Annotated in this window: 37 protein-coding genes; 22 read left to right on the top strand and 15 right to left on the bottom strand. The window is 68.9% G+C overall.

Annotated features, from left to right (window positions below):
* Positions 1-221: 221 nt before the first annotated feature.
* The 10 genes from HZZ00_RS38070 to HZZ00_RS38025 all read right to left on the bottom strand — a co-directional run bounded on the left by HZZ00_RS38070 (position 222) and on the right by HZZ00_RS38025 (position 4,597).
* Positions 222-1,379, bottom strand: a complete 1,158-nt coding sequence (locus tag HZZ00_RS38070; protein WP_180333973.1) for a hypothetical protein — start codon at positions 1,377-1,379, stop codon at positions 222-224.
* 31 nt (positions 1,380-1,410) lie between these two features.
* Positions 1,411-1,635 carry a hypothetical protein gene (locus HZZ00_RS38065; RefSeq protein ID WP_180333972.1) on the bottom strand — a complete coding sequence of 75 codons (225 nt, stop codon included), beginning with the start codon at positions 1,633-1,635 and terminating at the stop codon, positions 1,411-1,413.
* A 24-nt stretch (positions 1,636-1,659) separates the two neighbouring features.
* Positions 1,660-2,040, bottom strand: coding sequence for an RNase adapter RapZ (locus tag HZZ00_RS38060; RefSeq protein WP_180333971.1), 381 nt, complete (start codon positions 2,038-2,040; stop codon positions 1,660-1,662).
* A 19-nt stretch (positions 2,041-2,059) separates the two neighbouring features.
* On the bottom strand, positions 2,060-2,449 hold the full coding sequence (locus HZZ00_RS38055; RefSeq protein ID WP_180333970.1) for a hypothetical protein: 390 nt from the start codon (positions 2,447-2,449) through the stop codon (positions 2,060-2,062).
* A 24-nt stretch (positions 2,450-2,473) separates the two neighbouring features.
* Complete coding sequence (locus HZZ00_RS38050) at positions 2,474-2,626, bottom strand: hypothetical protein (protein ID WP_180333969.1); 153 nt, start codon at positions 2,624-2,626, stop codon at positions 2,474-2,476.
* Positions 2,623-2,826, bottom strand: coding sequence for a hypothetical protein (locus tag HZZ00_RS38045; RefSeq protein WP_180333968.1), 204 nt, complete (start codon positions 2,824-2,826; stop codon positions 2,623-2,625). Before HZZ00_RS38045 ends, HZZ00_RS38050 begins: the two co-directional genes overlap by 4 nt.
* Before the next feature lie 139 nt (positions 2,827-2,965).
* Complete coding sequence (locus HZZ00_RS38040; protein WP_180333967.1) at positions 2,966-3,244, bottom strand: hypothetical protein; 279 nt, start codon at positions 3,242-3,244, stop codon at positions 2,966-2,968.
* Between the two features lie 89 nt (positions 3,245-3,333).
* The gene (locus HZZ00_RS38035; protein ID WP_180333966.1) at positions 3,334-3,807 is read right to left on the bottom strand and encodes a hypothetical protein; all 474 of its coding nucleotides are present in this window, start codon (positions 3,805-3,807) and stop codon (positions 3,334-3,336) included.
* A complete protein-coding gene (locus HZZ00_RS38030; protein ID WP_180333965.1) occupies positions 3,807-4,208 on the bottom strand; it encodes a hypothetical protein in 402 nt (133 codons plus the stop codon). The genes HZZ00_RS38035 and HZZ00_RS38030 overlap by 1 nt, the downstream gene beginning before the upstream one ends.
* Complete coding sequence (locus HZZ00_RS38025; RefSeq protein ID WP_180333964.1) at positions 4,208-4,597, bottom strand: hypothetical protein; 390 nt, start codon at positions 4,595-4,597, stop codon at positions 4,208-4,210. The genes HZZ00_RS38030 and HZZ00_RS38025 overlap by 1 nt, the downstream gene beginning before the upstream one ends.
* A 214-nt stretch (positions 4,598-4,811) precedes the next feature.
* On the opposite strand from HZZ00_RS38025, the gene HZZ00_RS38020 reads away from it, so the two are divergent.
* The 8 genes from HZZ00_RS38020 (at position 4,812) to HZZ00_RS37985 (ending at position 11,257) form a co-directional block, all read left to right on the top strand.
* Positions 4,812-5,138, top strand: coding sequence for a putative quinol monooxygenase (locus tag HZZ00_RS38020; protein WP_257586060.1), 327 nt, complete (start codon positions 4,812-4,814; stop codon positions 5,136-5,138).
* Positions 5,135-6,400 carry a helix-turn-helix transcriptional regulator gene (locus tag HZZ00_RS38015; RefSeq protein ID WP_180333962.1) on the top strand — a complete coding sequence of 422 codons (1,266 nt, stop codon included), beginning with the start codon at positions 5,135-5,137 and terminating at the stop codon, positions 6,398-6,400. The genes HZZ00_RS38020 and HZZ00_RS38015 overlap by 4 nt, the downstream gene beginning before the upstream one ends.
* 172 nt (positions 6,401-6,572) lie before the next feature.
* Positions 6,573-6,878, top strand: a complete 306-nt coding sequence (locus HZZ00_RS38010; protein WP_180333961.1) for a hypothetical protein — start codon at positions 6,573-6,575, stop codon at positions 6,876-6,878.
* A 235-nt stretch (positions 6,879-7,113) separates the two neighbouring features.
* Complete coding sequence (locus HZZ00_RS38005) at positions 7,114-8,205, top strand: hypothetical protein (RefSeq protein WP_180333960.1); 1,092 nt, start codon at positions 7,114-7,116, stop codon at positions 8,203-8,205.
* Positions 8,206-8,282: 77 nt separating this feature from the next.
* Positions 8,283-9,668, top strand: coding sequence for a DnaB-like helicase C-terminal domain-containing protein (locus HZZ00_RS38000; RefSeq protein WP_180333959.1), 1,386 nt, complete (start codon positions 8,283-8,285; stop codon positions 9,666-9,668).
* Positions 9,669-9,684: 16 nt separating this feature from the next.
* A complete protein-coding gene (locus HZZ00_RS37995) occupies positions 9,685-9,996 on the top strand; it encodes a ribonuclease E inhibitor RraB (RefSeq protein ID WP_180333958.1) in 312 nt (103 codons plus the stop codon).
* 235 nt (positions 9,997-10,231) lie between these two features.
* Complete coding sequence (locus tag HZZ00_RS37990) at positions 10,232-10,402, top strand: hypothetical protein (protein ID WP_180333957.1); 171 nt, start codon at positions 10,232-10,234, stop codon at positions 10,400-10,402.
* A gap of 135 nt (positions 10,403-10,537) precedes the next feature.
* Complete coding sequence (locus HZZ00_RS37985) at positions 10,538-11,257, top strand: hypothetical protein (protein ID WP_180333956.1); 720 nt, start codon at positions 10,538-10,540, stop codon at positions 11,255-11,257.
* A gap of 88 nt (positions 11,258-11,345) precedes the next feature.
* Here the strand turns inward: HZZ00_RS37985 and HZZ00_RS37980 are convergent, their stop codons facing one another.
* On the bottom strand, positions 11,346-11,561 hold the full coding sequence (locus HZZ00_RS37980) for a hypothetical protein (protein WP_180333955.1): 216 nt from the start codon (positions 11,559-11,561) through the stop codon (positions 11,346-11,348).
* A gap of 203 nt (positions 11,562-11,764) precedes the next feature.
* On the opposite strand from HZZ00_RS37980, the gene HZZ00_RS37975 reads away from it, so the two are divergent.
* The gene (locus HZZ00_RS37975; protein ID WP_180333954.1) at positions 11,765-12,100 is read left to right on the top strand and encodes a hypothetical protein; all 336 of its coding nucleotides are present in this window, start codon (positions 11,765-11,767) and stop codon (positions 12,098-12,100) included.
* A 143-nt stretch (positions 12,101-12,243) separates the two neighbouring features.
* Here the strand turns inward: HZZ00_RS37975 and HZZ00_RS37970 are convergent, their stop codons facing one another.
* A complete protein-coding gene (locus HZZ00_RS37970; RefSeq protein ID WP_180333953.1) occupies positions 12,244-12,468 on the bottom strand; it encodes a hypothetical protein in 225 nt (74 codons plus the stop codon).
* Between the two features lie 72 nt (positions 12,469-12,540).
* Entirely contained in the window at positions 12,541-13,113 is a 573-nt protein-coding gene (locus tag HZZ00_RS37965; RefSeq protein ID WP_180333952.1) for a hypothetical protein, read from the bottom strand.
* 195 nt (positions 13,114-13,308) lie between these two features.
* Between HZZ00_RS37965 and HZZ00_RS37960 the strand changes: the two genes are divergently transcribed.
* The 13 genes from HZZ00_RS37960 (at position 13,309) to HZZ00_RS37900 (ending at position 20,015) form a co-directional block, all read left to right on the top strand.
* On the top strand, positions 13,309-13,881 hold the full coding sequence (locus HZZ00_RS37960) for a hypothetical protein (RefSeq protein ID WP_180333951.1): 573 nt from the start codon (positions 13,309-13,311) through the stop codon (positions 13,879-13,881).
* Positions 13,882-13,897: 16 nt separating this feature from the next.
* Positions 13,898-14,302, top strand: a complete 405-nt coding sequence (locus HZZ00_RS37955; protein ID WP_180333950.1) for a hypothetical protein — start codon at positions 13,898-13,900, stop codon at positions 14,300-14,302.
* Between the two features lie 49 nt (positions 14,303-14,351).
* Positions 14,352-14,684 carry a hypothetical protein gene (locus tag HZZ00_RS37950; RefSeq protein ID WP_180333949.1) on the top strand — a complete coding sequence of 111 codons (333 nt, stop codon included), beginning with the start codon at positions 14,352-14,354 and terminating at the stop codon, positions 14,682-14,684.
* 10 nt (positions 14,685-14,694) lie between these two features.
* Positions 14,695-14,916 carry a hypothetical protein gene (locus HZZ00_RS37945; protein WP_180333948.1) on the top strand — a complete coding sequence of 74 codons (222 nt, stop codon included), beginning with the start codon at positions 14,695-14,697 and terminating at the stop codon, positions 14,914-14,916.
* Between the two features lie 71 nt (positions 14,917-14,987).
* A complete protein-coding gene (locus HZZ00_RS37940; protein WP_180333947.1) occupies positions 14,988-15,167 on the top strand; it encodes a hypothetical protein in 180 nt (59 codons plus the stop codon).
* A 12-nt stretch (positions 15,168-15,179) separates the two neighbouring features.
* On the top strand, positions 15,180-15,911 hold the full coding sequence (locus HZZ00_RS37935; protein WP_180333946.1) for a hypothetical protein: 732 nt from the start codon (positions 15,180-15,182) through the stop codon (positions 15,909-15,911).
* A gap of 157 nt (positions 15,912-16,068) precedes the next feature.
* Complete coding sequence (locus HZZ00_RS37930) at positions 16,069-16,467, top strand: hypothetical protein (RefSeq protein WP_180333945.1); 399 nt, start codon at positions 16,069-16,071, stop codon at positions 16,465-16,467.
* A gap of 112 nt (positions 16,468-16,579) precedes the next feature.
* Positions 16,580-16,801 carry a hypothetical protein gene (locus HZZ00_RS37925; protein WP_180333944.1) on the top strand — a complete coding sequence of 74 codons (222 nt, stop codon included), beginning with the start codon at positions 16,580-16,582 and terminating at the stop codon, positions 16,799-16,801.
* Positions 16,798-16,971: a hypothetical protein gene (locus HZZ00_RS37920; RefSeq protein WP_180333943.1), complete on the top strand. Its 174-nt coding sequence runs from the start codon at positions 16,798-16,800 to the stop codon at positions 16,969-16,971. The genes HZZ00_RS37925 and HZZ00_RS37920 overlap by 4 nt, the downstream gene beginning before the upstream one ends.
* Before the next feature lie 87 nt (positions 16,972-17,058).
* Entirely contained in the window at positions 17,059-17,280 is a 222-nt protein-coding gene (locus HZZ00_RS37915) for a hypothetical protein (RefSeq protein WP_180333942.1), read from the top strand.
* A gap of 112 nt (positions 17,281-17,392) precedes the next feature.
* A complete protein-coding gene (locus HZZ00_RS37910) occupies positions 17,393-17,620 on the top strand; it encodes a hypothetical protein (protein WP_180333941.1) in 228 nt (75 codons plus the stop codon).
* A 400-nt stretch (positions 17,621-18,020) separates the two neighbouring features.
* The gene (locus HZZ00_RS37905; protein WP_180333940.1) at positions 18,021-18,836 is read left to right on the top strand and encodes a helix-turn-helix domain-containing protein; all 816 of its coding nucleotides are present in this window, start codon (positions 18,021-18,023) and stop codon (positions 18,834-18,836) included.
* A gap of 132 nt (positions 18,837-18,968) precedes the next feature.
* Positions 18,969-20,015, top strand: coding sequence for a PhlD (locus HZZ00_RS37900; RefSeq protein ID WP_180333939.1), 1,047 nt, complete (start codon positions 18,969-18,971; stop codon positions 20,013-20,015).
* A gap of 204 nt (positions 20,016-20,219) precedes the next feature.
* On the opposite strand, the gene HZZ00_RS37895 is transcribed toward HZZ00_RS37900, so the two are convergent.
* Both HZZ00_RS37895 and HZZ00_RS38995 read right to left on the bottom strand, forming a co-directional pair.
* Positions 20,220-21,221, bottom strand: coding sequence for a hypothetical protein (locus tag HZZ00_RS37895; protein ID WP_180333938.1), 1,002 nt, complete (start codon positions 21,219-21,221; stop codon positions 20,220-20,222).
* Entirely contained in the window at positions 21,218-22,213 is a 996-nt protein-coding gene (locus HZZ00_RS38995; RefSeq protein WP_257586059.1) for a DUF1870 family protein, read from the bottom strand. The genes HZZ00_RS37895 and HZZ00_RS38995 overlap by 4 nt, the downstream gene beginning before the upstream one ends.
* Between the last annotated feature and the right edge of the window lie 41 nt (positions 22,214-22,254).

Here is a 22,254-nt window from a genome sequence, read left to right as displayed (position 1 = left end):
TCACCGTAGTGTCCGGGGTTGTCGTTGAAGGGCTGAGGGAGAAGCTGTTGATCGTCTCTGCGGCCACCTCCTGCACTCCTTTCAGGCAGTCTTCTCGGGCTTCGGGTTCGGGGCTTCGGTGGGCGGTAGCCGGGTGGCCGGCGCCGGGCTGGTGTGGGGGGTGCGGGCCGGGGCCGCAGGCGGGGCTACCACCCGCGGCTTGGTCTCCGGTTGGGTGCGGCTCATGCGTAGAACCCGGTCCCTTCACCGATCCGGTCGCGGGCGTCCTTGAGCCGACGTCCGGCGGTCGCCGGGCTCACTCCGAGGAGCTGAGCCGCTGTGCTCTTGGTGAGCCGCTCGCCGGTCTTGAGCCGGTGAGCCAGGGTGGCGATCTGCTGTTCCTTCTCGTCGGCTCCCGGCTCAGGCTCATCCGTCTCAGCGGGGACCGGCTCAGTGGCCGTCTCACTGGCTGCCTGGTGGGGCTTGGCGAAGGCGGGCTCAGCCGGGCTCAAGACGGGCTCACGGCGGATCACCTGGTCAGAGGGCTGGATGATCGGCCGGGTGTCGGGGAGGTGCGGGGTGTGAGCCGGGGAGGTTGAGCCGGTTGTCTGGCTGAGGATCACGGTGCTCCCGGTCGGCTCAGCGAGCGGCTCAGGGGTCGTCTCGCTGGGCTCGATGGCCCGCGGCTCGGGGTGAGCCGGGATGGGCTCACGGGGCTCACGGGTGCCGGTGAGCATGGCCATGAGGGCAGCGTCGGCTCCCTGGGTGAGCCGGTCTCGCTGGACGGTGATGAGTCCTGAGCCGAGCTGTGCGTCTCCCTCGCCGATCTCCCGCATCAGCTTCCATGCCTTGAGCGCTGAGTCGGCTCGTACCTTCTCGTCGGGGTGGCGCTCGGACTGAGCCGCGTGGAAGGCGATCCGGCGCATGGTCTCGGCGTTGCGGCGGTGGGCTTCGACGTCGATGCCGGTGGTGTGGGAGACGATGCGGCGGGCGAGGAAACTGATGCCTTCGGCTGAGGCGGTCATGGCGAGGGGGGTGAGGGCGTAGACGACGGCTTCGCGGGCGGTGGGGGCGATGGCGAGGCCCATGGTGGAGGCGGCGGCAGGGAGCAGCCAGAGTGCGGTGCGGGCGACGCGGGGGGCGGATTGGCCGAGCATGGTGACGCCGATCATGACGAGGGCGGCAACGAGGGTGGCACCTTCGCCGGCGGCAACGACACCGAGGGCAGTCTCGGAGCGGTGCAGGACTGCCTTGGCGTTGCCGTAGGTGCCGACTGCGCCAGCGGCACCTACGGCGATCATGGGGATGGTGGCGAGGGTGAGCACCGTGATCTGCCCGCCGGTCAGCGAGCGCACGGGTGCGCGTTCGGTGGTGGCCTGGGGGGCCTGGACGGTGGTCACAGCAGGGTCCTTCCGGTGGTGTGGGGTCAGGTCAGACGGCGACAGGGGTGGCGCGGCGACGGCCGAAGTTGGTGAGTGCGGTGCGGACTTCGGTCTCGGTAAGACGGGTGCCGTGCTGCTGGTAGGCGGCCGCGATGACGTCGCTGGTGGTGGGCTCGGCCTGGGAGTCGAGGGTGCTGAGGTGGGCTCGCCAGACGGCGGCGAGGGCGATGCGGTAGCGGCGGGCGGTGCGGCGCTTATGGAGCGTCTTGAGCATCGGGATCGGTGTCCGCTCTAGGGGTCAGTGGTTGATGAGGGGGCGGTGGAGGTCGCGGTGTTCGACGGTGACGGTGTGGCCGCGGCGGCGGAGCCGTCGGGCGAGCGCGTTGGCGGTGACTGCTGACCTGTGCCGGCCGCCGACGCATCCGGTGGCGACGGTGATGGTGCCGCCGGAGGGGCCGGCAGCGTAGGCGTTGATCTGCCGGGTGGTGGCGGTGAGGAGGGGTCGGATGCCGGGGGTGTTGAGGACGGTTCGGCGTACGGCTCGGTCGTTGGCGGTGAGGGTGCGGAGGCTGGGCTGGATGTGGGGGTCGCGGAAGTGGTGGCGGAGGTCGAGGGTGATGTGGGCGGTGGGTGCGGGGTTGTGGCCGTAGCCGAAGGAGATGATCTGGATGGTGGCCACGTGTGGTTGTCCTTCCTGGTCAGACGGTGGTGGGCTGCGGGAGGGCGGTGCACTGGGTGGCGTGGTCCTGCGCCCACTCGATGACCTCGCTCCGGTAGGCGATGCCGTTGCTCTTGGTCCAGCCGCAGGACGTGCAGCGGGCGTGGGAGCGGCTGGTGTCGTCGTGGATGTCGACGGTGGCAGTGTTGTTGCCGGTGAGGATGGCGGCGCGGGTGAGGAAGCGGGCGGTGACGCCGGTGGGCCAGGGCTCGGTGGGTTGGGGGGTGGTGTCGCGGGTGGCGAGGGTGTTGAGGGCTTGGGCGGTGGCGATGCGGGCGAGGGTGTCGGCCTTGGTGAGGTCGCGGGCGGGGATGTCGGCGGGGCGCAGGAGGGTGGTGGCGCGCTGGATGAGGTCGCTGGTGGTGGTCATGGGGGGTGGTGTCCTTTCTGGTGGTCAGGCGGCGAGGTCGTGGTTGGGGGTGTCGGTGGTGGTGGGGTTGGCGCGGTAGGCGTCGATCTCGGCGAGGTTGATCTCGGTCTCGAAGTCGGCGGTGGTCCAGGTGCTGCTGTCGTTGCCGTGGGCGGCGGCGAACTCGGGGCCGGTCATCGGGTGCCTCCGGTGCGGGCGCGGCAGATGGAGGTGGTCACGTTCTCCAGGGCGGCCTTGAAGCCGTAGCTGGCGGTGAGGGCGATGGCCGCGGTGTCGAGGACGGCCAGGTGGTGCTGGATGGCCGCGTAGATGAGGCGGGCGGTGAGGAGGATGGTGATGGCCCACATCACCGTCTGGGTCTTGGTGGTCTGCTTCACGGTGGTTCCTTTCGCGGGTTGGGGTGGTGGGTGCTGGTCGGGCTTGGGGCCGTCCCGCCGTGGCGGGGGATGGAGTGGGCGGGGCGGCCTCAGGCCGGGCCAGTGGCCCGGTGGGCTGGCTGATGGCCAGCCAGTTGGATCAGGCGGTGGGGCGAGGCATGGCGCGGCACTTCCCGGCGTGGGCCTGGGCGGCACGCTGGAGGCTCGGCAGCGCGTCGGCGATCTTCTGGTCCCGCACCTCGTCGGTGTCGGTGTAGAAGACCTCGGTGATCTGGCGGTCCGTCCACGGGCAGCGCTCGCCCTGGCACTTGGCCTTGACGTCGCCGCTGTCGTACCAGATGTCCACGGTGGCTTCGCCGATGGTCAGGTAGCGGGCGAGAACACCCTCCGGCCAGGCGGTCGTCTGAGTGGTGGTCATGGGGTGGCGGTCCTTTCGGTGGGTGTGGAGTCCGGGATGGGGCCGGTGGATCGTTGTCTGCATCGACCGCCGGCCCCGGTGAGGGGTGGTTACTTGGGTCGGTTGGTGGACTGCCGGTTGGCGTCGGCGACCTTCTGAGACAGCTCCTTTCGCTCGGTGTCGGTCACGGGGTGCACCTCCTTCCGGGTGTCGAGGGCGGCGCAGGCCTCGGAGGCCAGGGCGGTGAGTTCGGTGTCACGGAGTGCACTGCAGGCGAGTTCGCCCTGGCGCTGGACCGTCTTCCGGATGGCGTCCGGCAGTGAGGCGAGCACCGGGTTCTCTGAGGTCAGCCACTCGATGAGGCGTCCTGCGGCAGCAACGACGGTGACGCCATCAGCTGCTGCGGAAAGCTGCGCGATGAGGAGCTGAGTAGCGGGGATGCTCAGGCTTTGGTCTTCAGCGATGGCCCGGTAGCCAGCGGCGATCAAGCGGATGCCGGGGTGGATATTGCTGCCGTCCGCGAGATCTGCCAGAAGGTCACCGAGTTCGGTCCCGTCCAGCACGGACGTGTGGTGCGTGGTCATCAGAGTTCGCCGTCCCACTGCGTGGTGATCTCGTCGAACGCGGCGACCGCGCTGTTCGGGTCCTGTGCGGCCAGTTCCATCAGGAACTCGGTGTCCAGGCCGATGCAGTGCTCTTCCAGCTCGTTCTCCAGGGCGGGGTCGAGCGGGGTGTCGCCCGGCAGGTCCATGCCCTTGGTGGCCTCGGTGAGGGCCTTCGCCGCGGCGAGGGCCTTGATGGCGATCTGCATGTCCTGGGTGGAGAGGGAGGCGTCGCCGATGAAGGCGCCGGTGGGGCCGAGGAGCATGAGCCGGCCGGCGTTCTCGGTGTCGTCGGACAGGCCGAGGAACGCGTTCAGCAGGTCGAGGATGACCGTGGTGGGGTCGTTGGTGGGGCGGTCGTCGCCCGGCGTCGGGTTGAACATCAGGCGCCCCTCACGATGTGCAGGCTGGGCCGGCCGTTCGCGGCAGGTGCCGGGGCGGGGGCCGCCGCGGTGCGGACGGTGCTGTTACGGCGGGACGCGAGCCAGCCGATGTCGCTGGCGTTCGTGGAGTCCACGTCGACCGAGCCGAGGTCCTCGCCGCTGTCGATGACGGTGACGGTGACCCGAAGGGTGGTGCCGTGGGGGTGGGGGTGGTTGCGCGTGATGTCGGTGAGGCCGCGGAGGAGCTGGAGGCCGGCGCGGCGGGCCAGCATCTCGCGGGCCGTGGAGTCCTGCGGGGTGGTGGCGCGGACTCGGCGCAGAGCCTCGTCGGCCTGAGAGATGGCGGGGGACTTACTGGCAGTACGTGTGCGATCCTGGGTGCGCTGCATTCGGATCGGCCTCCTGGTTACGTCAGGCAGGGCTATGTCTGGTGCTGCATGGGCTCGGTGTTCGCGCACCGGGCCCTTTTTGCTGCCCCGGTTGGGGCGACACCCATGAAGCTACTCGCACTGGCAGTGCGAGTCAACAGTCCTTGCAAGTTTTAGTGCGAGGTAGCACAATCACTTCACATGTGAGACTGTGCGCATGACGAATGGAGGAGCAGTGACAAGCGGATACGCACTCACCGTGCGGTTCAAGTGCCGCGACGCCGATGCAGCTCAGCAGTTCGACGCCCTGGTCGCCCGCACGCTCGAGGGCATCCGCACCGAACCCGGAACGCTGGTCTACGTAAGCCACACCCCCGTGGACGAGCCCCTGGTGCGCGTCTTCTACGAGCTGTACGCCGACAAGAACGCCTTCGAGGCCCATGAGAACCAGCCCCACACGAAGCGGATGCTGGCCGAACGCGAGCAGTACTTGGTCGGCGTGGACGTGCAGTTCCTCAACGAGACGGCCGGCAAGCGGCCCCAATCACCGGAGGCACCGTGAAGCCCACAGGAAAGGAGGTCGAGCCGAAGGATCGCGCCTTCGGTCGGCATGTGCAGCGGCTCCGGAAGGAGCGGAACCTAACCCAGCAGCAACTCGCCGCAAAGCTGCAGAAGACGTCCAGCTGGATGTCTCAGGTGGAGCGCGGTGTGCAGCCTGTTGAGCGGATAGACGTTCTCCAGGACCTGGCTGATGCCCTCGGTGTGTCCGTCCAGCAGCTCCGGCCGGGTGCTCCCCTGCCGAGTGCGGCGAACGGAGCCGTGCCGCAGCCCGAGTACCGGTCCAACGATCTGGAGGAGGCCCGAAAGCTGATCTCCGGGCACCCTGCGATCGGCACCCTGCTGGGTGCTGTCCGCCCTACGCCGCGGCGCTCCATCGAGGAGTTGGCTGGCGAAGTAGAGACGATGTGGCAGGAGACCCACGAGGGCAACTTCGCCGACGTCAGCGCTCGTCTGACCGATCTGCTTCCCGACCTGGAGCAGACAGTCAGAGTCGTCAGCGAGGATCGGCAAGCTGATGCGTACCTGCTCCTCGCCCGCACCTATCAGGCGCTGGCTGCGGCGTTCGTCCGGCAGGACGAGGCCGATGCTGCCTGGGTCGCTGCTGACCGGGCTATCTGGGCTGCGGAGAAGTCCGGTGACCCACTGCATGTGGGTGCCGGCGTCTTCCGCATGGTTCAGGCGTTCGTCCGGCTCAAGCGCCTAAACCAGGCCGAGCATGCGGCCAACACGGCTATCGCGGCTCTTGAGGCCATCGACGGCCAGGGCAAGCTCGCCGTGCAGGGCATGTCCGTCTTGGGCTCGCTTCATCTGGCTCTTGCCCTGGTCCATGCCCGTGCAGCACAGCGCACCGAGGCCCGAGATGAACTGGCGAAGGCCCGCGACCTGGCAGCGCGAATCGGGGAAGATCGTAACGACTTCAACCTGGAGTTCGGCGCCACCAACGTCGAGATCCAGGCCGTGTCCACCGCGGTGGAGCTGGGTGACGCCGGCGAGGCTCTGGACATCGGTCGTGGGATCAACGCCGAGGCGCTGTCACCGGAGCGACAGGGACGGCTGCTGATGGACCTGGGGCGAGCGCACGCGCAGCGTCGCCACACGGGCGAGGCTCTGGCATGCCTGTTGCGGGCCGAGGAGCTGACCCCCGAGACGGTGCGCACGCACGTAGCCGCCCGGAAAGCAATCCGGGAGCTGGTCCTTGTCGAGGGAGCTGGTGCCCCGCCCGAGCTGATGGCGCTGGCAGATAGGGCTGATGCCCTGGAGTAGACCGCTGGCGTTAGACACCGAGAGAGCAATACGGCCGACCAGCCCCGAGGGGCCAGCCGGCCGCCCCACGCGACGCTGACCTGCGAAATCTTCGTCGGTGGGGAACCCCAGTCAAGGAGTTCAGCATGAGCCTACTTCCTTTCAACGGAAGTAATCCACGTCGGGCGTGCCGATGACCAAGCGCGACTACCCCGACTACGTCTCGTTCACCGACGCTGCCGCGCTCATCGTCCGCCACGGGCTCGCCAGCAGCATGACCCCGCGTGGCCTGCGCTACATGGCAACCGCCAGAAGCAGCAAAACCACACCCGAGGAAGAGGCGTGGCCGTTCGGCAATGGACCCCACCAAGAGCCGTATCTGATCGCGGGCCGGACCCGGATGATGCGCACTGAGCGGCTCCTGGAGTACCTCGAGAGACACCCACCGACAGGCCGCGGACCTGCTCTGAAGCCGCGCGCTAGCGGCCCCGAGTCGTGACCACCGCGTTACGGGCACCGGAACTGCAGCGCCGGTCCCTGAAAGCACGAACGGCCGGGTCATCGAGGTCGCAGCAACCTCTAGCCGGCCGTCCTAGCAAGTCACAGCGGGTGCCAGCCCGCTGGATTTTCGAGTCCCACCAGAGCAGAAGGGCCTCAGCGATGAGGGTACCCGTACTTGCTGGCGTATCGGCAAGTGGGCAAGGCATGATCCTCCGCACGGCGGAGGTGAACCGGTGACGCAGCAGCCCGGCATTGATGAGTCTGGGCGGATCGTCCGGGCGCAGGCCCCCGCGAGCGGCATCTCTGTGCCTGCTCATCTCGGCGTAGGCGCTGACCTCGTACACAGTCTGGACTACGTCGTGATGCTCCAGGTGATGTTCAACCTGGCATCCGGCATGCAGTCGACCCCCATGACGGTGTGGAAGCAGCTCCATGGCCGCGGGATCCGGTCGGCGAAGAACGCCAAGGAGTTGGTGGGCAAGAACGCGGTGTACGAGTCGTTCGCCCGCCTGGTGGACGCGGGGTACCTGCGTCGGACGCAGTTGCCGCACCCGGATCTTCCCGGGCGTAAGGGTCCGGTGGTGTACGAGACGTTCGACAACCCGGCTTGGAATCCTGACTGGCAGGCCCGCCAGGCTGGCACGGATCCGCTCACCGAGACGGATAGGAAACCGCAGGTGGGAACGCTTCCCGGAACGCCGGATCCGTCGTTCGGGGAAGCTGGGAAAACCGCAGGTGGGAACGCTTCCCGGAACGCCGGAAGCGGTAACGACGGATCCGGCGTTCCGGGAAGCGTCAATCGGTACGTTCCCGCAGGTCAGGACGCTTCCGGCGTTCCGGGACGCGGAATGCCTCTCCCCCCACACCCCCCGGAGGAGGAGGATTCCTCCTCCCCCTACCCCCTCACCGGCAACACGCGGCCGCACCCGTCACAGACGGAGGAGGGGCGGGAGTTCCTCCCCGAAGAGATCAGCCAGGCCGAGGACTTCTTGCAGCAGATGAAGCGCTGGCAGGCCGGCGGTGCAACCGCCCAGAAGAACGCCCCCCGGCTGCTGCGGGCGCTGCGGGCCCAGGGCTGGCCGAAGCTGGCCGAACTGGACGAGGAACAGCGTTCCCAGCTCGAGGCGGAGATCTTCCGCAACACCGTCGGTGCGAAGTCCTGGGTGAGGTGTCTTCCCGGCTGGATCGATGACCTGAGGCGCTATGACCGTGTGCGGACCCGCCCGGGCGCCGCGCGGGGGGCTGACGGCCGTGAGCGGTGCCCCGACCACCCAGGGCGTATCCGGGGCCGGTGTGTGGAGTGCGCGATGGCTGTGCCGTCCTAACCACGCGGTGTGGGCCGCTCCGATGCCGGGGAGCGGCCCGCGATCCCCTGCACGCTTGACCGAACAGGAGACCCCTAGTGTCCACCCGCATCCCCGCCCAGCACCACAACGCCCCCGATGACGCTGGCGAGGGCCTTGAGCCGGCCGCGTTCAACCGCGTTCCGCCACAGGATCTCGACGCCGAGCAGTCCGTCCTCGGATCCCTGCTGCTGTCCGGGAGTCCGAGCAGCGCGTCGTACCGGTACTTCGCCGAGACCCTCGAGACCGGCCTCCTTGCCGAGGAGTACTACCGGCCCACGCATCAGACGATCCACCGTGCGATCTGCGACCTCCACAAGGCCGGCGAGCCCGTAGACCCGGTCACGGTCGCCGACCGGCTCACCGAGCAAGGTGAGATCGGCCGTGTCGGTGGAAGGGCCTACCTGCACGCTTGTGTGCAGGCTGCCCCCACCGCGGCCAACGGCCCGCACTACGCCGAGATCGTCCGGGCGAAGGCATACCGACGCGCGGTCATCGAGTCGGCGCAGCGCATCCTCCAGTACGCCTACAGCGAGGAAGGCGACGAGAACGAGATCCGCGACCTGGTCGAACAGCAGCTCACCGAGATCATCGCGGGCACCCCCGGACTGCACGAGGCACCTCCCACGGTCGGCGACCTCTACCTCGACTTCGTTGCGGACCTCGAGGAGATCCAGGACGGCAAGAAGATGGGCCTGCCATACGGGTTTGCCGACCTGGACACGCTGACCTCCGGCATGCAGCCGGGCAACGTGACCGTCGTGGCGGCGCAGTCCGGCGTGGGCAAGTCCACCCTCGCGCTCAACGCTGCCGTCGCCGCAGCCAAGACCGGCGCCAGGACGATGTTCTCCTCGCTGGAGATGAGCGCGACCGAGCTAATGCAGAAGATCGCCGCCGCCGAAGGGAAAATCGCCCTCCACCACCTGACGCACAAGAACGGCCTCACCCCGGAAGGCTGGGAGACCGTCAGACGCCTCGGCCCACAGCTGTTCCAGACGCTTCCCCTGCGGGTCTACAGGCCCGACGGCGCATCGCTGGGTGACATCGCCTCAGCGGCGCGGGCCTGCGCCCGCGCGGACGGCCTGGACCTCCTCGTCGTGGACTACGTCCAGCTCGTCGAGGTCGAGCAGTCCCGCAACGTCACCCGCGAGCAGGCCGTTGCCGCCGTCTCTCGCGGGCTGAAGAACCTGTCCACCCAGCTCGGCTGCCACGTCATCGCCCTGTCGCAGCTCAACGACGACGGCCTCATGCGCGAGTCGCGGGCGATCAAGAACGACGCGTCCGTTGTGATCAAGGTCGAGCGGCCGGACGCGGACGACAAGGAGTCGCCGCGGTCGGGTGAAGTCGACCTCGTCGTCGAGAAGAACAGGTTCGGGCCCACTGCCTGCGTAACCGTCGCCGCGCAACTCCACTACTCGCGCTTCGTGGACATGGCGCAGACCTGACGGAAGGATGACCGAGATGAGCATGATCCCGTACACGCACTGGGCGTACTTCCAGGACGAAGCCAGCGCCCGGCGCTGCGCGGAGGACCTGCCGGACTTCGTCATCCGAATTCGGCCGCCGCAGGAAGACATCGCAGAGTGGCTGCTGCTCGCCGGCCGGGACGTGGAGATCGATCACATGGTGGAACGTCACCACGAGGTCCAGGCGATCGTGGAACGCCATGACGGCTTCTACGACGGTGGCGAGTCGACCTGGGACCTGAACCTCGGCCAAGCCGTGGCGGATCCAGTGCTCACTGGCGAGTGGGAGATCGGGAAGAACAGCTGAATTACAGACCGGCCGCCCCTGGACTCCCCGTGGGTCTGGGGGCGTTGCCGTAACCAATCCCGCGAATGCATTGCTTAGCAATGCTTAGGACGGTACAGTTCTAGGTACCGCAGCGAGGCCGGAACCTTCGACCGAGCCAGCCCCGCTGCGGGCCAACAACCGTGCACCCACCAGGAGTGTCCGGCGTGCGCAGTCTCCACCGACCATCACGCCGACCACCTCACGGGGGCACACCATGACCGGAAACGACCTCAACAACGACCGGAACTACGACCCCACCACCCTCATGCTCCTGACCGCAACAGCCGTCTGGCTCGCCGGCCAGCTCACCCACGACCCCGACTCCGCCAAGCAGTTCGCGGACATCTTCCTCCCCCTCTTCCCCCGCCTACTGGAAAGGAGGTAACCGCACCACCGAGCACCACCGCAGCCCGGCCGTCTCCCCCCGGCGGCCGGGCTTTCCCATTTCCCGGCCCCGCTGTCAGTACCATCCCCCACCATGTAGCACAGATACCGCCCAACACCGGCTTGGAGGCCAGTAGTGGACGTACCCGACCTCTCCGCCATCGACGACGACCAGTTCGAAGACATCGCCATCTCCCAGGCCCACCCCCGCAGCCGCGATCCCGAACTCTGGGCCCTGCTCGCCAGCCCCGAACACATCGACCGCACCCGAACCATCCTCACCAACGTCCACGCCAGGACCGCAGCCGCACTACGTCGCCGCAAGGCCGAACGCGAGCAGTTCCACCTGGACTGCCACGCCCGTGGCGCCCAGGGCAAGAAGGAGTGGTTCGAGAGCCGGCCCGAGTACGAGAAGTGGCGGCGCGGTGCGGCCGGCTTCCACCAGACGGTGCAGACCGCCATCTCCGAACTCAGCAAGATCCAGCGCTCCCAGAACCGAGCCGTCACCAACCAAGGCGGCCATGCGGCCCGCGACGCCCTGCGGAAGCTCGCAGTCGCCGTCCACCGCCACCAGGCCCGGCACGCCAAGTCCGGTGAGGTTGCTGCACAGGAGGACTACGAGCTGTGGCAGATGCTGGACCATCTGACGGTGCCGTGCGGGCCGCAGCAGGAGCCGACGACGCTGCGCACGATGCTCGACTTCTACTGGACGGACGTCGACATGGTGAGCGACAGCGAAGAGAAGCAGACGGCTGCAGAGAGGACAATGCGTCAGGCGCCGGCAGGCAGGTCAGCCCGGTTCACCGGAACCCCGCGGGCTCGGCACATCGGCAACGACAAGGGGCTCGCCAGCTGACCTATGTGGCGCCCCAGCCCCATGTCGGGGTTCAGGGGCGCAAGCCCGCCCCGTGCGCGCCTCCGGGAAAGTTGATCGCTTCAGTCACTCATGCCGCCGCCCCCGGCCCTGCCTCCCCCGGGTCCCCGAGCGGCCGGGTCAGCCCGTCACCCGCGGCCGCCCGCCGGCCCGGCTCCGTCTCGTCCAGCTCCCAGTAGTGCCGGCACTCCTCGCACCGGACCCCGTCGACCAGGACCTCGTCCTCCCCGTTCGGGCAGTCCGTCCCGTCCCCGCGGCCCGCGCACGCTTCCCAGGTAGCCCCCATGCGTCGACCGTGCGGTGTTCCGGCCCAAGCCGTGGAGAGGGCGTGGCAGGCGCACAGGCGCTCGAGGACGGCAACTCGCCACGGCACCCAGCAGAAGCCCCAGCAACCCTGCTTCAGCGGCTGGGCCACGCCGTTTTGCGAGAACGCGGTTCGGGTGTTCACTGCCGCCCAGCACGTACCGCCAGCACTCGCATGGAGGTCTGATGAGCAGCGACACCCCACCCAGCACCACGGAACTCCCGCCCCCGCACGTGTACGCACTCGCCCACCGATGCACCACCTGCGGCGCCGAGCCCGGCGTCCCCTGCGACGCACCGCGGAAGGAAGCCGACTTCGACAACCGCACCGGCGCCCGGGCGCGCGCGGGCCGGGGCCAGGTGGAGTGGCATCCGTCCCAGCTCATCCACGCGGCACGGCAGGACGCCGGCCGCCGTCACCGCGACAGGGACGAGATGAAGGCCCCGTGGCCAGAGGACCGGGAGCCCGGCCGCCGGTACGACACCCTTGGCCCGGCGTGGCGGAAAGGCCCCGAGGGCTGAGCCGAGGGAACAACCCTGCGGTTCCGGGTGATGCTGGGTGTGCTCCCTTCCGGGAGTCTCCGTGAAGCGCCGCCACGATCCAGCCACCGGCCGGGGAGCGGAAGAGCTGGGAAGGCCCCAGGGCGATGTCCCCGCCCTGGGGCCTACTCGCGCCCTCCAGCACCGCCTGGACGCCCGAACGCGGTCTGCTCCACCCACTCCACCGCCCACGGCTCCCCGCGCACCCACGCGGCCCGCACAGCGTTCCCGAACGCCCTCTCCATGCCCGCCGGGTCGCCCGGCATGCGGGCCACGAGGCCACGGCGCAGCGCCGCGGCCGGGTCCGGGAAGTCGCCGGCGCCGATGTCAGTGGTGGGTTCGTCGCTCACACCAGCTCCAACGACTGCGGCCGCTGCCCGGAAGGATGAACGTGGCCGCCGACCGGGCCGGTACACATGCCGTCAGCCGGCTGGGGCAGGCGGCGACAGTAGAACCTCCCTGGACGCCTGGAACAACTTCTCCCGCGCCGGCGCCGCCTCTCTGTCGGCAGCCCAGTACTCGTCTCTCCGCACGCTGTTGATCTCCGCACCCGAGCCGCACAGAGCCCACGCGCGCAGTCGATCACTCATCCGGCGCAACTGGCCCACTGCCTGCTCCACCAGCCCTACCACCTCATCCGGAACGATCAGCATCAGCTGCTCGTACGGCTTCTGGATCGGGGCAACGGCTTCGGCGAGCAGTCTGTCCATGTTCTCTGCCATCTCCGCCTCGTAGTTCTGCGGATGGAAGTTGCCTGGGAAGGTGTGCTCGTCGAGGCCCTCGAGAATGTCCTGGATGCGCTGGTAGGCGCAGTCCCACGCCTCTAGGAAGGTAGCGAAGGCCTGCTGGCGCTGTCCTCGTAGCCACTGTTGGTGTTCGACGGTGGCCTGGTAGGCGGTCTGCCGTCGGCCGACATAGATGCCAGCGAGGATTCCACCGATGCCGAACACGCCGGCCGCTACGGCCGCGACGACGGTCCCCCATGCTTCGTTCATGGCGGGCATCTTGCCGTGGTGGGCGGTGTGTTGGGGAGTCCTATTACTTTCCCTCGGACGTCACGATTGCATTGCTTAGCAATGCATAGGGCGGTACAGTAGAACGTCTGAAGTCCCCGCCCCCACGCCGAGGGAACACCCGCGCCAAACCGCGGCACGCTAGACCACCACCACGCACCGAGCCGGGAGCCGCCCGTGACCACCGTGCAGACCCTCATCACCGAGACCGAACTCACCGACTGGCTCACCCACCAGTTCGGCCCCGAGATCCACAACGACTACGACACCGCCAGCCACCTCCTCCGCACCTTCGACCTCGCCGCGAAGGAAGGCCCCAGCCTCAACAACCGGCACGAAATCGCCAACTGCATCGCATCCACCCCCAACACCGACGCCCCCTGGACTCCCGTCAACACCGCGAAGGCCGCAGCCACCCTCCACGCCGCCTACCGGATCACCCGCAAGCCCACCAACCACGCCAGCCTCACGATCGACCTGCCCCTGCCCATCATCGTGTCCCGCCACCAGTGCCCGTTCTGCCGCCGCTTCACCCGCGCCGACCAAGCCGCCGTCAAGGACCACATGGCCCGCTGCTGGTCCAACCCGCGGCTCCGCTGCTGCAAGACCTGCACCCACCACCAGGACGCCGGCCCGGAAGACAACGAGGCCTGCACCCACCCCGACGGCCCCGAGTACGAGGAGTACCGGTTCCCCGTCCTCCACTGCCCCCTCTGGCAGGCCAACGAAGCACTGCCGAACACCGCCTGACCCCCGAGGAGAACCCGTGACCTACCCGCAGGCCCTCACCCCCGCCGAGATGCTCACCACCGCTCTGGACCGGCTCGGCATCCCCACCATCGTCGCCATCTGCGGCAGCACCCGCTTCATGACCGAGATGGCCGACGCCGACCGCGACCTCACCTGGCGCGGCCACATCGTCGTGCGCCCCGGCTGCGACATGAAGAACCCGCACCCCTTGTGGTCCGACCCCGCGGAAGCCGAAGCCGGCAAGCAGCGCCTGGACGCCCTCCACCGGGCCAAGATCCGGCTCGCCCACCAGATCCTCGTCGTCGGCAACTACATCGGCGACTCCACCCGCGCGGAGATCGAGTACGCGCGCAGCCTCGGCAAGCCGGTCACGTTCACCCACCCCGAGGTCGACCCCGCCGCGACCCAGCCCACCGCCTGACCGCTCTGCCGCACCACAACCACAGCACCTACTTACTCAGGAGTCAGCAATGACCGACCAGCTCGACCTCGACGCCATCCAGGCCCGCGCAGCCCGCCTCTACGAGCGCACCGCCACCATCGACCCCAACGCGCACCCCGACTTCGGCCAGCTGACCGATGCCGACGTGCCCGCGCTCGTCGCCGAAGTCCGCCGCTGCCGCGCCCGCACCCTCACCGAGTCCGAGCACAACCGGGCCTGGCACGCCATCGAGGGCGCCGCCGGCCAGGAGGGCGCCGATCCCGGGACTGTCCTGAACGCCGTCCTCCGCGCGCTCGGCATCAACCCGCCCGCCACCGACGACTGCCCCGGCTGCGAAGCCGTCCGGTCCGACGCCGTCTGAGGAGACACACGTGACCTACCCGCCCGCCGACGACCGCCTCCGCCATCTGCTCGCCCAGCGGATCAACTGCCACGTCGACACCTGGAAGCTCGCGTTCTTCATCGCCGGGGCCATCGTCGACGACCCGGAGATCCGCGCCGAACTCGACCGCATCGCCGCCTCGCACACCGCGGGCCAACCGTGCGGTGACCGGAACTGCCGTGCCTGCTTCACCGCCAGCACGGGCGCGTGACCACCAACGCCACGGCCGGCCCTGAGAGAAGCAGGGCCGGCCGCGGCACCCCGAACCCTACCGAGGAACCCGTGACGACCTACCGAGTACGCCCCAACCCCCACAGCGCCGCCTATTTGTGGCGGTGGGAGTGCCTGCACACCCGTCAGGTCGGTGCTGATCCGCGTCCGGTGCGCTGCCAGGCCCGCGGGCTGGCCGTGTCGGAGGCGGACGCCGAGACGCAGGCCGCTGACCACGCCGCCACTCACTGACTGGAGACCACCGTGAACCAGACCGACCCGACCGCCGACCGTCTTGCTGAGCTACGTGCTGAGTACGCCTCTACCGGAAGGGTGATTTCCGATGGCGTCGTCTGGCTCTTCTCGCAGGTGGTAGCACTGCGTGAAGAGGTAGCCCGCCTGCGCGCCGCTCCCCCTGCCGTGGTGTCCCCGCCGCCGAGCCGGGCCGCACTCCGCGACCGCATCGCCGAGGCGCTCCGCCCTGGAAGCCGTGACCGTAGCGGCCAGTACCCCGAGGGCTTGATGCGGGACGTGGACGCGGTGCTGGCCGTGCTCCCCGAGCCCGCCGACCGGGCCGCCGTGCTGGAGGAGGCAGCCGACAAGATGCTGGCCCTCCGCGACAGCCTGATCACTGCTCCGGACGCCACCGGGAAGTACCTGGCCGGGATCGAGCGCGCAGAGACCGAGCTGCGCCGTCTGGCCGTCGAGGCGCGCTCCGGGGCGCAGCAGCAGCCCGACACCGAGGTGCGTACCCCGTGCAGTGCCCCGCCCTGCCGCTACGACATCCACGCGGCCGACGACATCCCGTGCGACGCGCACGATGAGCGGCGCGAGGACGACGGGCAGCAGGCCGCGGCAGCCGACGGGGAGGAGACACTCTGCCGGTGCGGTCACGGTCGGGCGTATCACGACGCGAAGTACGCCGACCCGCAGTGCCGACTCTGCCCCGAGGACGGCGAGCGCTCGTGGTACCACCCATTCACCCCGCGCCCCTGACTCGTTCTGCCCCGGCTGCCCCCGCGCGGCCGGGGTCCACGGCGGGGCTTGAGCGGGCCTCTCGCGGACGAACAGGCCCCGCAGGCACCCGCGTTACACCGCGCCCGCCACACAGCCCCCAGCGCCCACACAGGCGCGCGACAGACAGGACACCACCGTGACACCCGCCGACGAGATTCGCACCGCCGCCAGCAAGTTGCGGGCACTCGCCACCGCGGCAGCCGACGACAGCGGCAGCACCGCCTGGCACACCACCCGGCACTTCCCCGAGCAGCCCGACTCCACATTCACCGCCCTGTGGGCGACCGGAAGTCGGACACTTCTTCGAGGCGGCGGTGGACGAGGCCGGCCGCCCGCTTACGTATCAGCTCCGGTAGGCGACTACATCGCCACCATGGACCCCACCCTCGGCCTCGCCCTCGCCACCCTGCTCGAAGGCGTCCTCTCCAGCGCCCGCGAAGCCAGCCCCGCCCACGAGGAATGCGACAACTGGTGCAGCCCGGAGACCTGCGCCCTATCCGCCGCCCTCGCCGTCGCGCGAGCCATCAACGCCTGACCCCGCCCCAGTGCCCACACAGGCACACGGCAGACAGGACGCCACCGTGACCCTCAGCGACCTCATCCCCGCGCCATGCCCTCACTGCGGCCAGCCGCAGCCCCGAGGCGGCATGGATCAGCACATCACCACCACCCACGCCGGCATCCCGCCCTGCACTGCCCGCCTCAACCCCGAGAGTGGCGGCCTGTACACCTGCGCGTTCCGCGTCGGACACACAGGCGGCGAGTACGGCGACTGGCACGCCAGCCCCTACAACACTCCCCTCGGCCGGTACGTGTGGAACGACAGCAGTCCCGGCGCCACCCCGCACCGCGACGAGGAGCAGCAGTGACCACGACACCCCCCAAGAAGGAGAACAGCATGATCGAGCAGACCAACACCCCCGACCACTACGAGGATTGCCCGCAGTACAGCGACCGCACCGCACCGCACTGCTACTGCGACGGGATCAACCAGGCCAACGAGAACTACTGGGCCGAACCGCCGAACTTCAACGGCTGACCTGATCGAAGGAGAACCGTCATCACCACCGACCGGGACGCAGACCTGAAAGCCCGCGCTGCCATCGCCAACTGGACCACCAGCACCATGACCATCCGATACGCCGTCGGCGCCACCGAACACACCGTCGAAGCCCTCACCTGCGGTTACTCCATCGCCGAGCACGCCGAGCGGGTCGCCTATCTTGCCACCCTGGGCAAATTCGCTGATTTCTCCCTCGCAGGCGGCGGAGAAGCCGAGATTCGGCCCGAATCCATCGTCTCCATCGAACGCCGGGACAGCGGTGACGGGGACGACGAACAGCCGTGACCAGTCCTTCATCCTCACCCCGGCCGGAGCACTCGCCCCGGCCGGGCGCCCCCTGGAACACGGCGCAACCTGCGCCGGCAGCAGCTACCCAAGCGACCGACCACGAGGACTCATGAGGAAGCGAGTGTCCAAGCGGGACCTGCTGCGCCGGATAGAAGCCCTCGAGGCGCTACACCGGCAGCCCACCCCGCCGCCGCTCACCGGGCAGCAGACCATCAACGTCGGCCACATCGGGCACCACGTCTACCAGGGGCCAGGAGCCTGCCGGGCCGACCTGTTCGGGACACTGTGCGGGGCGCACCGGGACGAGCACCAGCACGTCGAAGGCCAGGTGTTGTGAGTGCGCGGGCGGCCGGTACCGAGGCCCCTGGTATGGGGCGGGAGGGCACCGGCCGCAGCAACCTGGCAGCCAGGGAACCACGGCCGGCCTGCTCCGGTCCGGGCGTCGCGCTGCGATTCCCTGCTGGGGGAAACGACACCAAAACCGGAAACTTGTCGACTTTCCGTTCCCGGCCCCTCTGCTGGATACCGACCGGTTATTCGAGGGGACCCGGACGGACCCTGCGGAGGGGTGTATCCACGTCGTCACTGATCAGCACACCCGCAGGCCAGCGACCACGCGTCACAGAGCATGCACCACGCAACGGCCGCATATCTACAGCGAATCTTTTACAGCAAAAACGCGTAACAGTAATTACACTTGACGTCTTGTCAACAAGCATCGGGGGGATAGCAAACCAGTGAACCGCCCAGCACTCCAGAAGCTCCTCCGGCAACGGCGCGAACAGATAGCACCCGAAAGCCACGGCCTGCCCCGCCCCACCGGCCGCGGCCGACGCGCACCCGGCCTCTCCCAGCACCAGGTCGACCAGCTCCTCGGCTACACCACCCGCACCTACCAGCGCCTCGAATCCGGGAACTACCCCAACCCCCCGGTTGAACTCCTGCGCGATGTCGCCCATCTTTACGGCATGAGCGAGCAAGAGTGGACCAGTCTGTGCCGGTACGCGCGCGGCGAGGACCCGCCCGGCCCGCTCCACGAAACCGCCGGCGACGCCGTCCCCGGAGCCTGGGCCGACGCGGTCGCCGCCGTCAACTACCCCGCCTACGTCACCGACGCCTCCTGGAACCTCCTCACCTGCAACAACGCGTTCCACACCCTGTTCGACGCCGGCACAGCACCACGCAACACGATGCGGTGGATGCTCCTCGACGGCCGCGACCAGCTCACCGACTGGGCCACCGCCTGGGCCCCGCTCGTCATGCCCCAGCTCCGGGCCGCGCTCGCCCAGCGCCCAGACGACAAGGTGCTCCGGCAGATCGAGGACGAAGTCCTCGCCGACCCCGCCGCCCGCCCCTTGTACGAGGCCGGCGGCGCCAGCATCCACCCCGACGGCGACGAACGCCCCATCCGGCACGCGGTCGAAGGACCGGGCTGGGTGACGATGTGCGTGGCACAGCCCCTGACGGCCCCCGGGTCCCGGTTCATGATGCTCCTGTTTCGGCCGGGGCCGCGGCAGCCGCACCCCAACCCGGGAATGCTTCAAGCCCGCTGAACCCCCTTGAAGGCGCTTTTTGCCCTGCTTTGACGAGCCGTGAGAGACCATGGCTTCGATGGCAGGGGAAACAAACCGGCCACTTTGCCGTACCTTGACTGCAATTCAGGTCGCGCGCCCAAGGGGGGACCCATGCCCGTCCACATCGCCCACCCCACCACCGTCCTCGCCCCGCACAAAATCACCACCCCGGAGATAGCCGACGACATCCGCGCCCACCACCCCAACCACCCCCGGCTCGGCGCGATCCTCCGCGTCCTCGGCAACTGCGGCGTCGACTCCCGCTACTTCACCCAGCCCCTGAACTCCCCCACCATCAACGGCACCGCCGACATCGGCCAGCGCGCCGCCCGCGCCTTCAACGACGGCCTGACCATGGCCGAACAAGCCGCCCGCACCACCCTCACCCGGCACGGCCTCCAGCCCGGCGACATCACCGGCCTCATCACCACCCACGCCACCGGCTGGAGCGTCCCCAACCTCGACATCCACCTGGTGGCCCGGCTCGGCCTCAACCCCGGCATCCGGCGCACCGCCCTCACCACCGCGGCCTGCGCTGGCGGAGCCCACGCCCTCATCCGCGCCACCGAACAGGCCCTCCTGTACCCCGGCTCCCGCATCCTCGTCGTGGCCGCCGAAGTCCTCTCCACCAGCTACAACCACGCCGACACCGCCATCGAGCACATGATCTACAAGGCCCTCTTCGGCGACAGCGGCGCAGCCACCATCGTCTCCAGCGACCCCCTCGGCCCCGGCCTCACCGTCGACGCAGACGGCCTCTTCGAGTACGCGCTCCCAGGCTCGCTGGACTTCTACGCCGGCCGCATCGACGCCACGGGCCTGCACTTCGACTCCACCAAGCAAGCCGCCGGCGGCGCCCGCCACGTCATGCCCGCCGTCCTCGACTGGCTCGACGGCCGCCCCGTCACCGTCCCGGTCATCCACCCCGGCTCCAAGCCGATCATCATGGACACCGCCACCGCCCTCGACCTCACCGAGACCGACGCCCGCCACTCCCTCGACACCCTGAGCGAAGAGGGCAACCTCGGCGGCGTCTCCGTGCTCCGCGTCCTGGAGCGCACCCACAGCCAGCCCCCGGCCGACGGCGCCCAGGCCCTGATGGTCGCCTACGGGCCCGGCTTCAGCGTCTCCGCCCTCCACGGAACCTGGACGAACTAGCCCCCGGAAAAGCGCCGAGCCAGGCTCCCGGTCTGCCCCGGGTCACCTGGCTCCACGTCTTCCAGCCGCCCGCGGCGACTGACGATGCACCCACGCTACCAACCCACGCCGACAGCCACCACAACGATGTCGGCCCCGCGTGGCACACTGCTCACAGAACCGCCCGCCTCGCTACGTCCCCCGTCGAGGCGGGCGGTCGTGTGTTCAGCGGCGCAGTACGTTGACCAGCTTGTCCGGATCCAGGATCGGCGCCCCATCCGGACCCTTGACGTGCGAGTCGATCCAGATAGGGCGATGCGACTGCCGGGACGGGTACCAGTGGTTCCTCCAGTGCCCACGGACAATCCACCTGTGCTGGTAGGCCCGTCCACCGCCGTTCCCGCCCACCTGGGACGCCGCTCCTGCATGACGGAGCCGGACGTAGCGCACGCTCGTCAGCAGGCCTGGGTCGATCCGGCGCAGGTGCTTCGCCGAGGCCTTCGATGGCGCAGTCTCCTCCTCGCGCGCCAACGTCTGCCCCATCAGCAGCCACGTCACGACCAAGGCGCGCTCGGCTTGCTCCTGCCGGCCAGCAGACCTTGAGTGGTCCTCCAGCTCTGCGAGGGCCATGCCGCTGGTGTCGTCGGGCATCGACGACAGCCAGCCCGGAACCTTGCCGAACGGCAGGAACCCGCGGGACATGCACACGATCTGCTGCGGATACGCCATCCGCAGCGCTCGCACCTCCGTGGGCGTCAGATCCTTCAGCCCGGCCCTTGGGTCGCCCTTGGCCATGAACGTCACCCAGTCCTCACGCAGGCACCAGGTGCGGAACTGCACGCCGCTGCCCTGCTGTGCCCAGGAGACGCCGATGATGGGGCAGCCGGTGTACTCGCCGCCTTCGTAGGAGTCGGTGGCGTACTCCTCCCACAGCAGCAGCCCATGTGTGGCGGGCAGGTCCTCAGGGTGGAGACGGTAGGAGGGGAGTGCGAGACCAGCCGAGACGGCCATGCGGGTCATGTCCTTGGACACGAAGAACAGCTCGGCAGCGCGTAAGGCCACCGCCCAGTCGGCGGCGGCCTGGCGTTCCTCGCGCGCGGTGTGCGGGTCGAAGCCCTGTGCCCACCGAGCCTGCCCGCCTTCGGGGCCGGTGTCGGCGAGCCACTGCACCAGCTCGGCGCGGATCTCGGGGAGCATCCGCGCCGAAAGTGTCTGCCTCGTCGTCACTCGCCGTCCTTTAGGCCGGCGTTCTCCTCGGCGTAGACGATGCCGACGGCAGGCATCTGAAGCGCCACCCGCGCCACTACCGCTCGGTGCCACGAGGCGGGGAACTTGCTTTCAGGGTTCGCTGCCTGGTAGTCGGCGTCGTTGCGGTAGGTGGCCAACTGTGGGGCCGGCTTGCCGTGCAGGCTGGCAACCAACCGATCCACCTCGGCGCGCGTCTCCCGCTTCAGCGCGTCCATTTGAACCTCCACACCGTGCGGAACGGGGTACTTGCCGGCTTCCCAGTTCCGGACCGTGCGGGACGACACTCCCAGGTGATCGGCAAGCCATCCGTCCGACAGGCCCAGCATCTCGCGGGTCGTCTTGAACGCGGCCGGCGTCATGCCCGCAGCGCTGGACTCCACCACGGCGAGTGTGGCGTCATCGTTCTGCGTTCGGACCAGCACCCGGTAGTAAGGGTTGCCGTACTCGTCAGCCAGCGGCGGAACCTCCAGGCCGTTGTCCGGCCAGTAGTTCTCCAAAACCAGCAGGCCGTACTCCTCCGGGATGTCGTCGTGCTCCTCGGCCTGGTCACCGCGGACGATCTCGTACCAGGTCGGGTCCTCGGCGTTGTCGGTGGCCTCAATGACGTGCCGGTACTCGCCGACGTACTCCACCGTGGCGGTGTAGCTGTTGTCGGTGGCCTCCCAGTCCCCGACAACCTTCCAGCCGGCCTTCTCCATCAGGGACTCGGCCTCGCGGATACCGTCCTCGGCGTCACCCTCACGGACGTCGACACTGGTCTCGGCGTAGAACATCTGCTGCCCCTGGGACTCCCAGACGGGGGTTTCGACGGTCTCCCGGGTGACCTCGCCCGTCTCGGGGTCGTCCTCCTCGGAGACGACCTCCTCCTTGTAGGAGATGGCGACGTCCTCGATGACGGTGATGTCCATGAAGTCGTCGACGACGCAGCTGGGGTCGTTGGTCATCCAGGCGGTGTAGTGGCGCTCGGTCATGTCGGTTCCTTCCGACCTGGGTCCGGGGCTGTTCCCCTTGA

This window comes from Streptomyces sp. NEAU-sy36, assembly GCF_013423905.1.
In the GTDB taxonomy this organism is placed as follows: domain Bacteria; phylum Actinomycetota; class Actinomycetes; order Streptomycetales; family Streptomycetaceae; genus Streptomyces; species Streptomyces misionensis.
Note: the sequence above shows the minus strand (reverse complement) of the source record. Positions and strands in the feature narration are given on the sequence as shown.

What these genes read in the sequence shown, in the direction of transcription:
- HZZ00_RS38065 (WP_180333972.1), bottom strand. Translation starts at nt 1,635, where the DNA reads ATGCTCAAGACGCTCCATAAGCGCCGCACCGCCCGCCGCTACCGCATC.
- HZZ00_RS38055 (WP_180333970.1), bottom strand. Translation starts at nt 2,449, where the DNA reads ATGACCACCACCAGCGACCTCATCCAGCGCGCCACCACCCTCCTGCGC.
- HZZ00_RS38050 (WP_180333969.1), bottom strand. Translation starts at nt 2,626, where the DNA reads ATGACCGGCCCCGAGTTCGCCGCCGCCCACGGCAACGACAGCAGCACC.
- HZZ00_RS38040 (WP_180333967.1), bottom strand. Translation starts at nt 3,244, where the DNA reads ATGACCACCACTCAGACGACCGCCTGGCCGGAGGGTGTTCTCGCCCGC.
- HZZ00_RS38035 (WP_180333966.1), bottom strand. Translation starts at nt 3,807, where the DNA reads ATGACCACGCACCACACGTCCGTGCTGGACGGGACCGAACTCGGTGAC.
- HZZ00_RS38030 (WP_180333965.1), bottom strand. Translation starts at nt 4,208, where the DNA reads ATGTTCAACCCGACGCCGGGCGACGACCGCCCCACCAACGACCCCACC.
- HZZ00_RS38025 (WP_180333964.1), bottom strand. Translation starts at nt 4,597, where the DNA reads ATGCAGCGCACCCAGGATCGCACACGTACTGCCAGTAAGTCCCCCGCC.
- HZZ00_RS38010 (WP_180333961.1), top strand. Translation starts at nt 6,573, where the DNA reads ATGACCAAGCGCGACTACCCCGACTACGTCTCGTTCACCGACGCTGCC.
- HZZ00_RS37995 (WP_180333958.1), top strand. Translation starts at nt 9,685, where the DNA reads ATGAGCATGATCCCGTACACGCACTGGGCGTACTTCCAGGACGAAGCC.
- HZZ00_RS37990 (WP_180333957.1), top strand. Translation starts at nt 10,232, where the DNA reads ATGACCGGAAACGACCTCAACAACGACCGGAACTACGACCCCACCACC.
- HZZ00_RS37980 (WP_180333955.1), bottom strand. Translation starts at nt 11,561, where the DNA reads ATGGGGGCTACCTGGGAAGCGTGCGCGGGCCGCGGGGACGGGACGGAC.
- HZZ00_RS37975 (WP_180333954.1), top strand. Translation starts at nt 11,765, where the DNA reads ATGAGCAGCGACACCCCACCCAGCACCACGGAACTCCCGCCCCCGCAC.
- HZZ00_RS37965 (WP_180333952.1), bottom strand. Translation starts at nt 13,113, where the DNA reads ATGAACGAAGCATGGGGGACCGTCGTCGCGGCCGTAGCGGCCGGCGTG.
- HZZ00_RS37950 (WP_180333949.1), top strand. Translation starts at nt 14,352, where the DNA reads ATGACCGACCAGCTCGACCTCGACGCCATCCAGGCCCGCGCAGCCCGC.
- HZZ00_RS37925 (WP_180333944.1), top strand. Translation starts at nt 16,580, where the DNA reads ATGGATCAGCACATCACCACCACCCACGCCGGCATCCCGCCCTGCACT.
- HZZ00_RS37915 (WP_180333942.1), top strand. Translation starts at nt 17,059, where the DNA reads ATGACCATCCGATACGCCGTCGGCGCCACCGAACACACCGTCGAAGCC.
- HZZ00_RS37910 (WP_180333941.1), top strand. Translation starts at nt 17,393, where the DNA reads ATGAGGAAGCGAGTGTCCAAGCGGGACCTGCTGCGCCGGATAGAAGCC.
- HZZ00_RS37900 (WP_180333939.1), top strand. Translation starts at nt 18,969, where the DNA reads ATGCCCGTCCACATCGCCCACCCCACCACCGTCCTCGCCCCGCACAAA.
- HZZ00_RS38995 (WP_257586059.1), bottom strand. Translation starts at nt 22,213, where the DNA reads ATGACCGAGCGCCACTACACCGCCTGGATGACCAACGACCCCAGCTGC.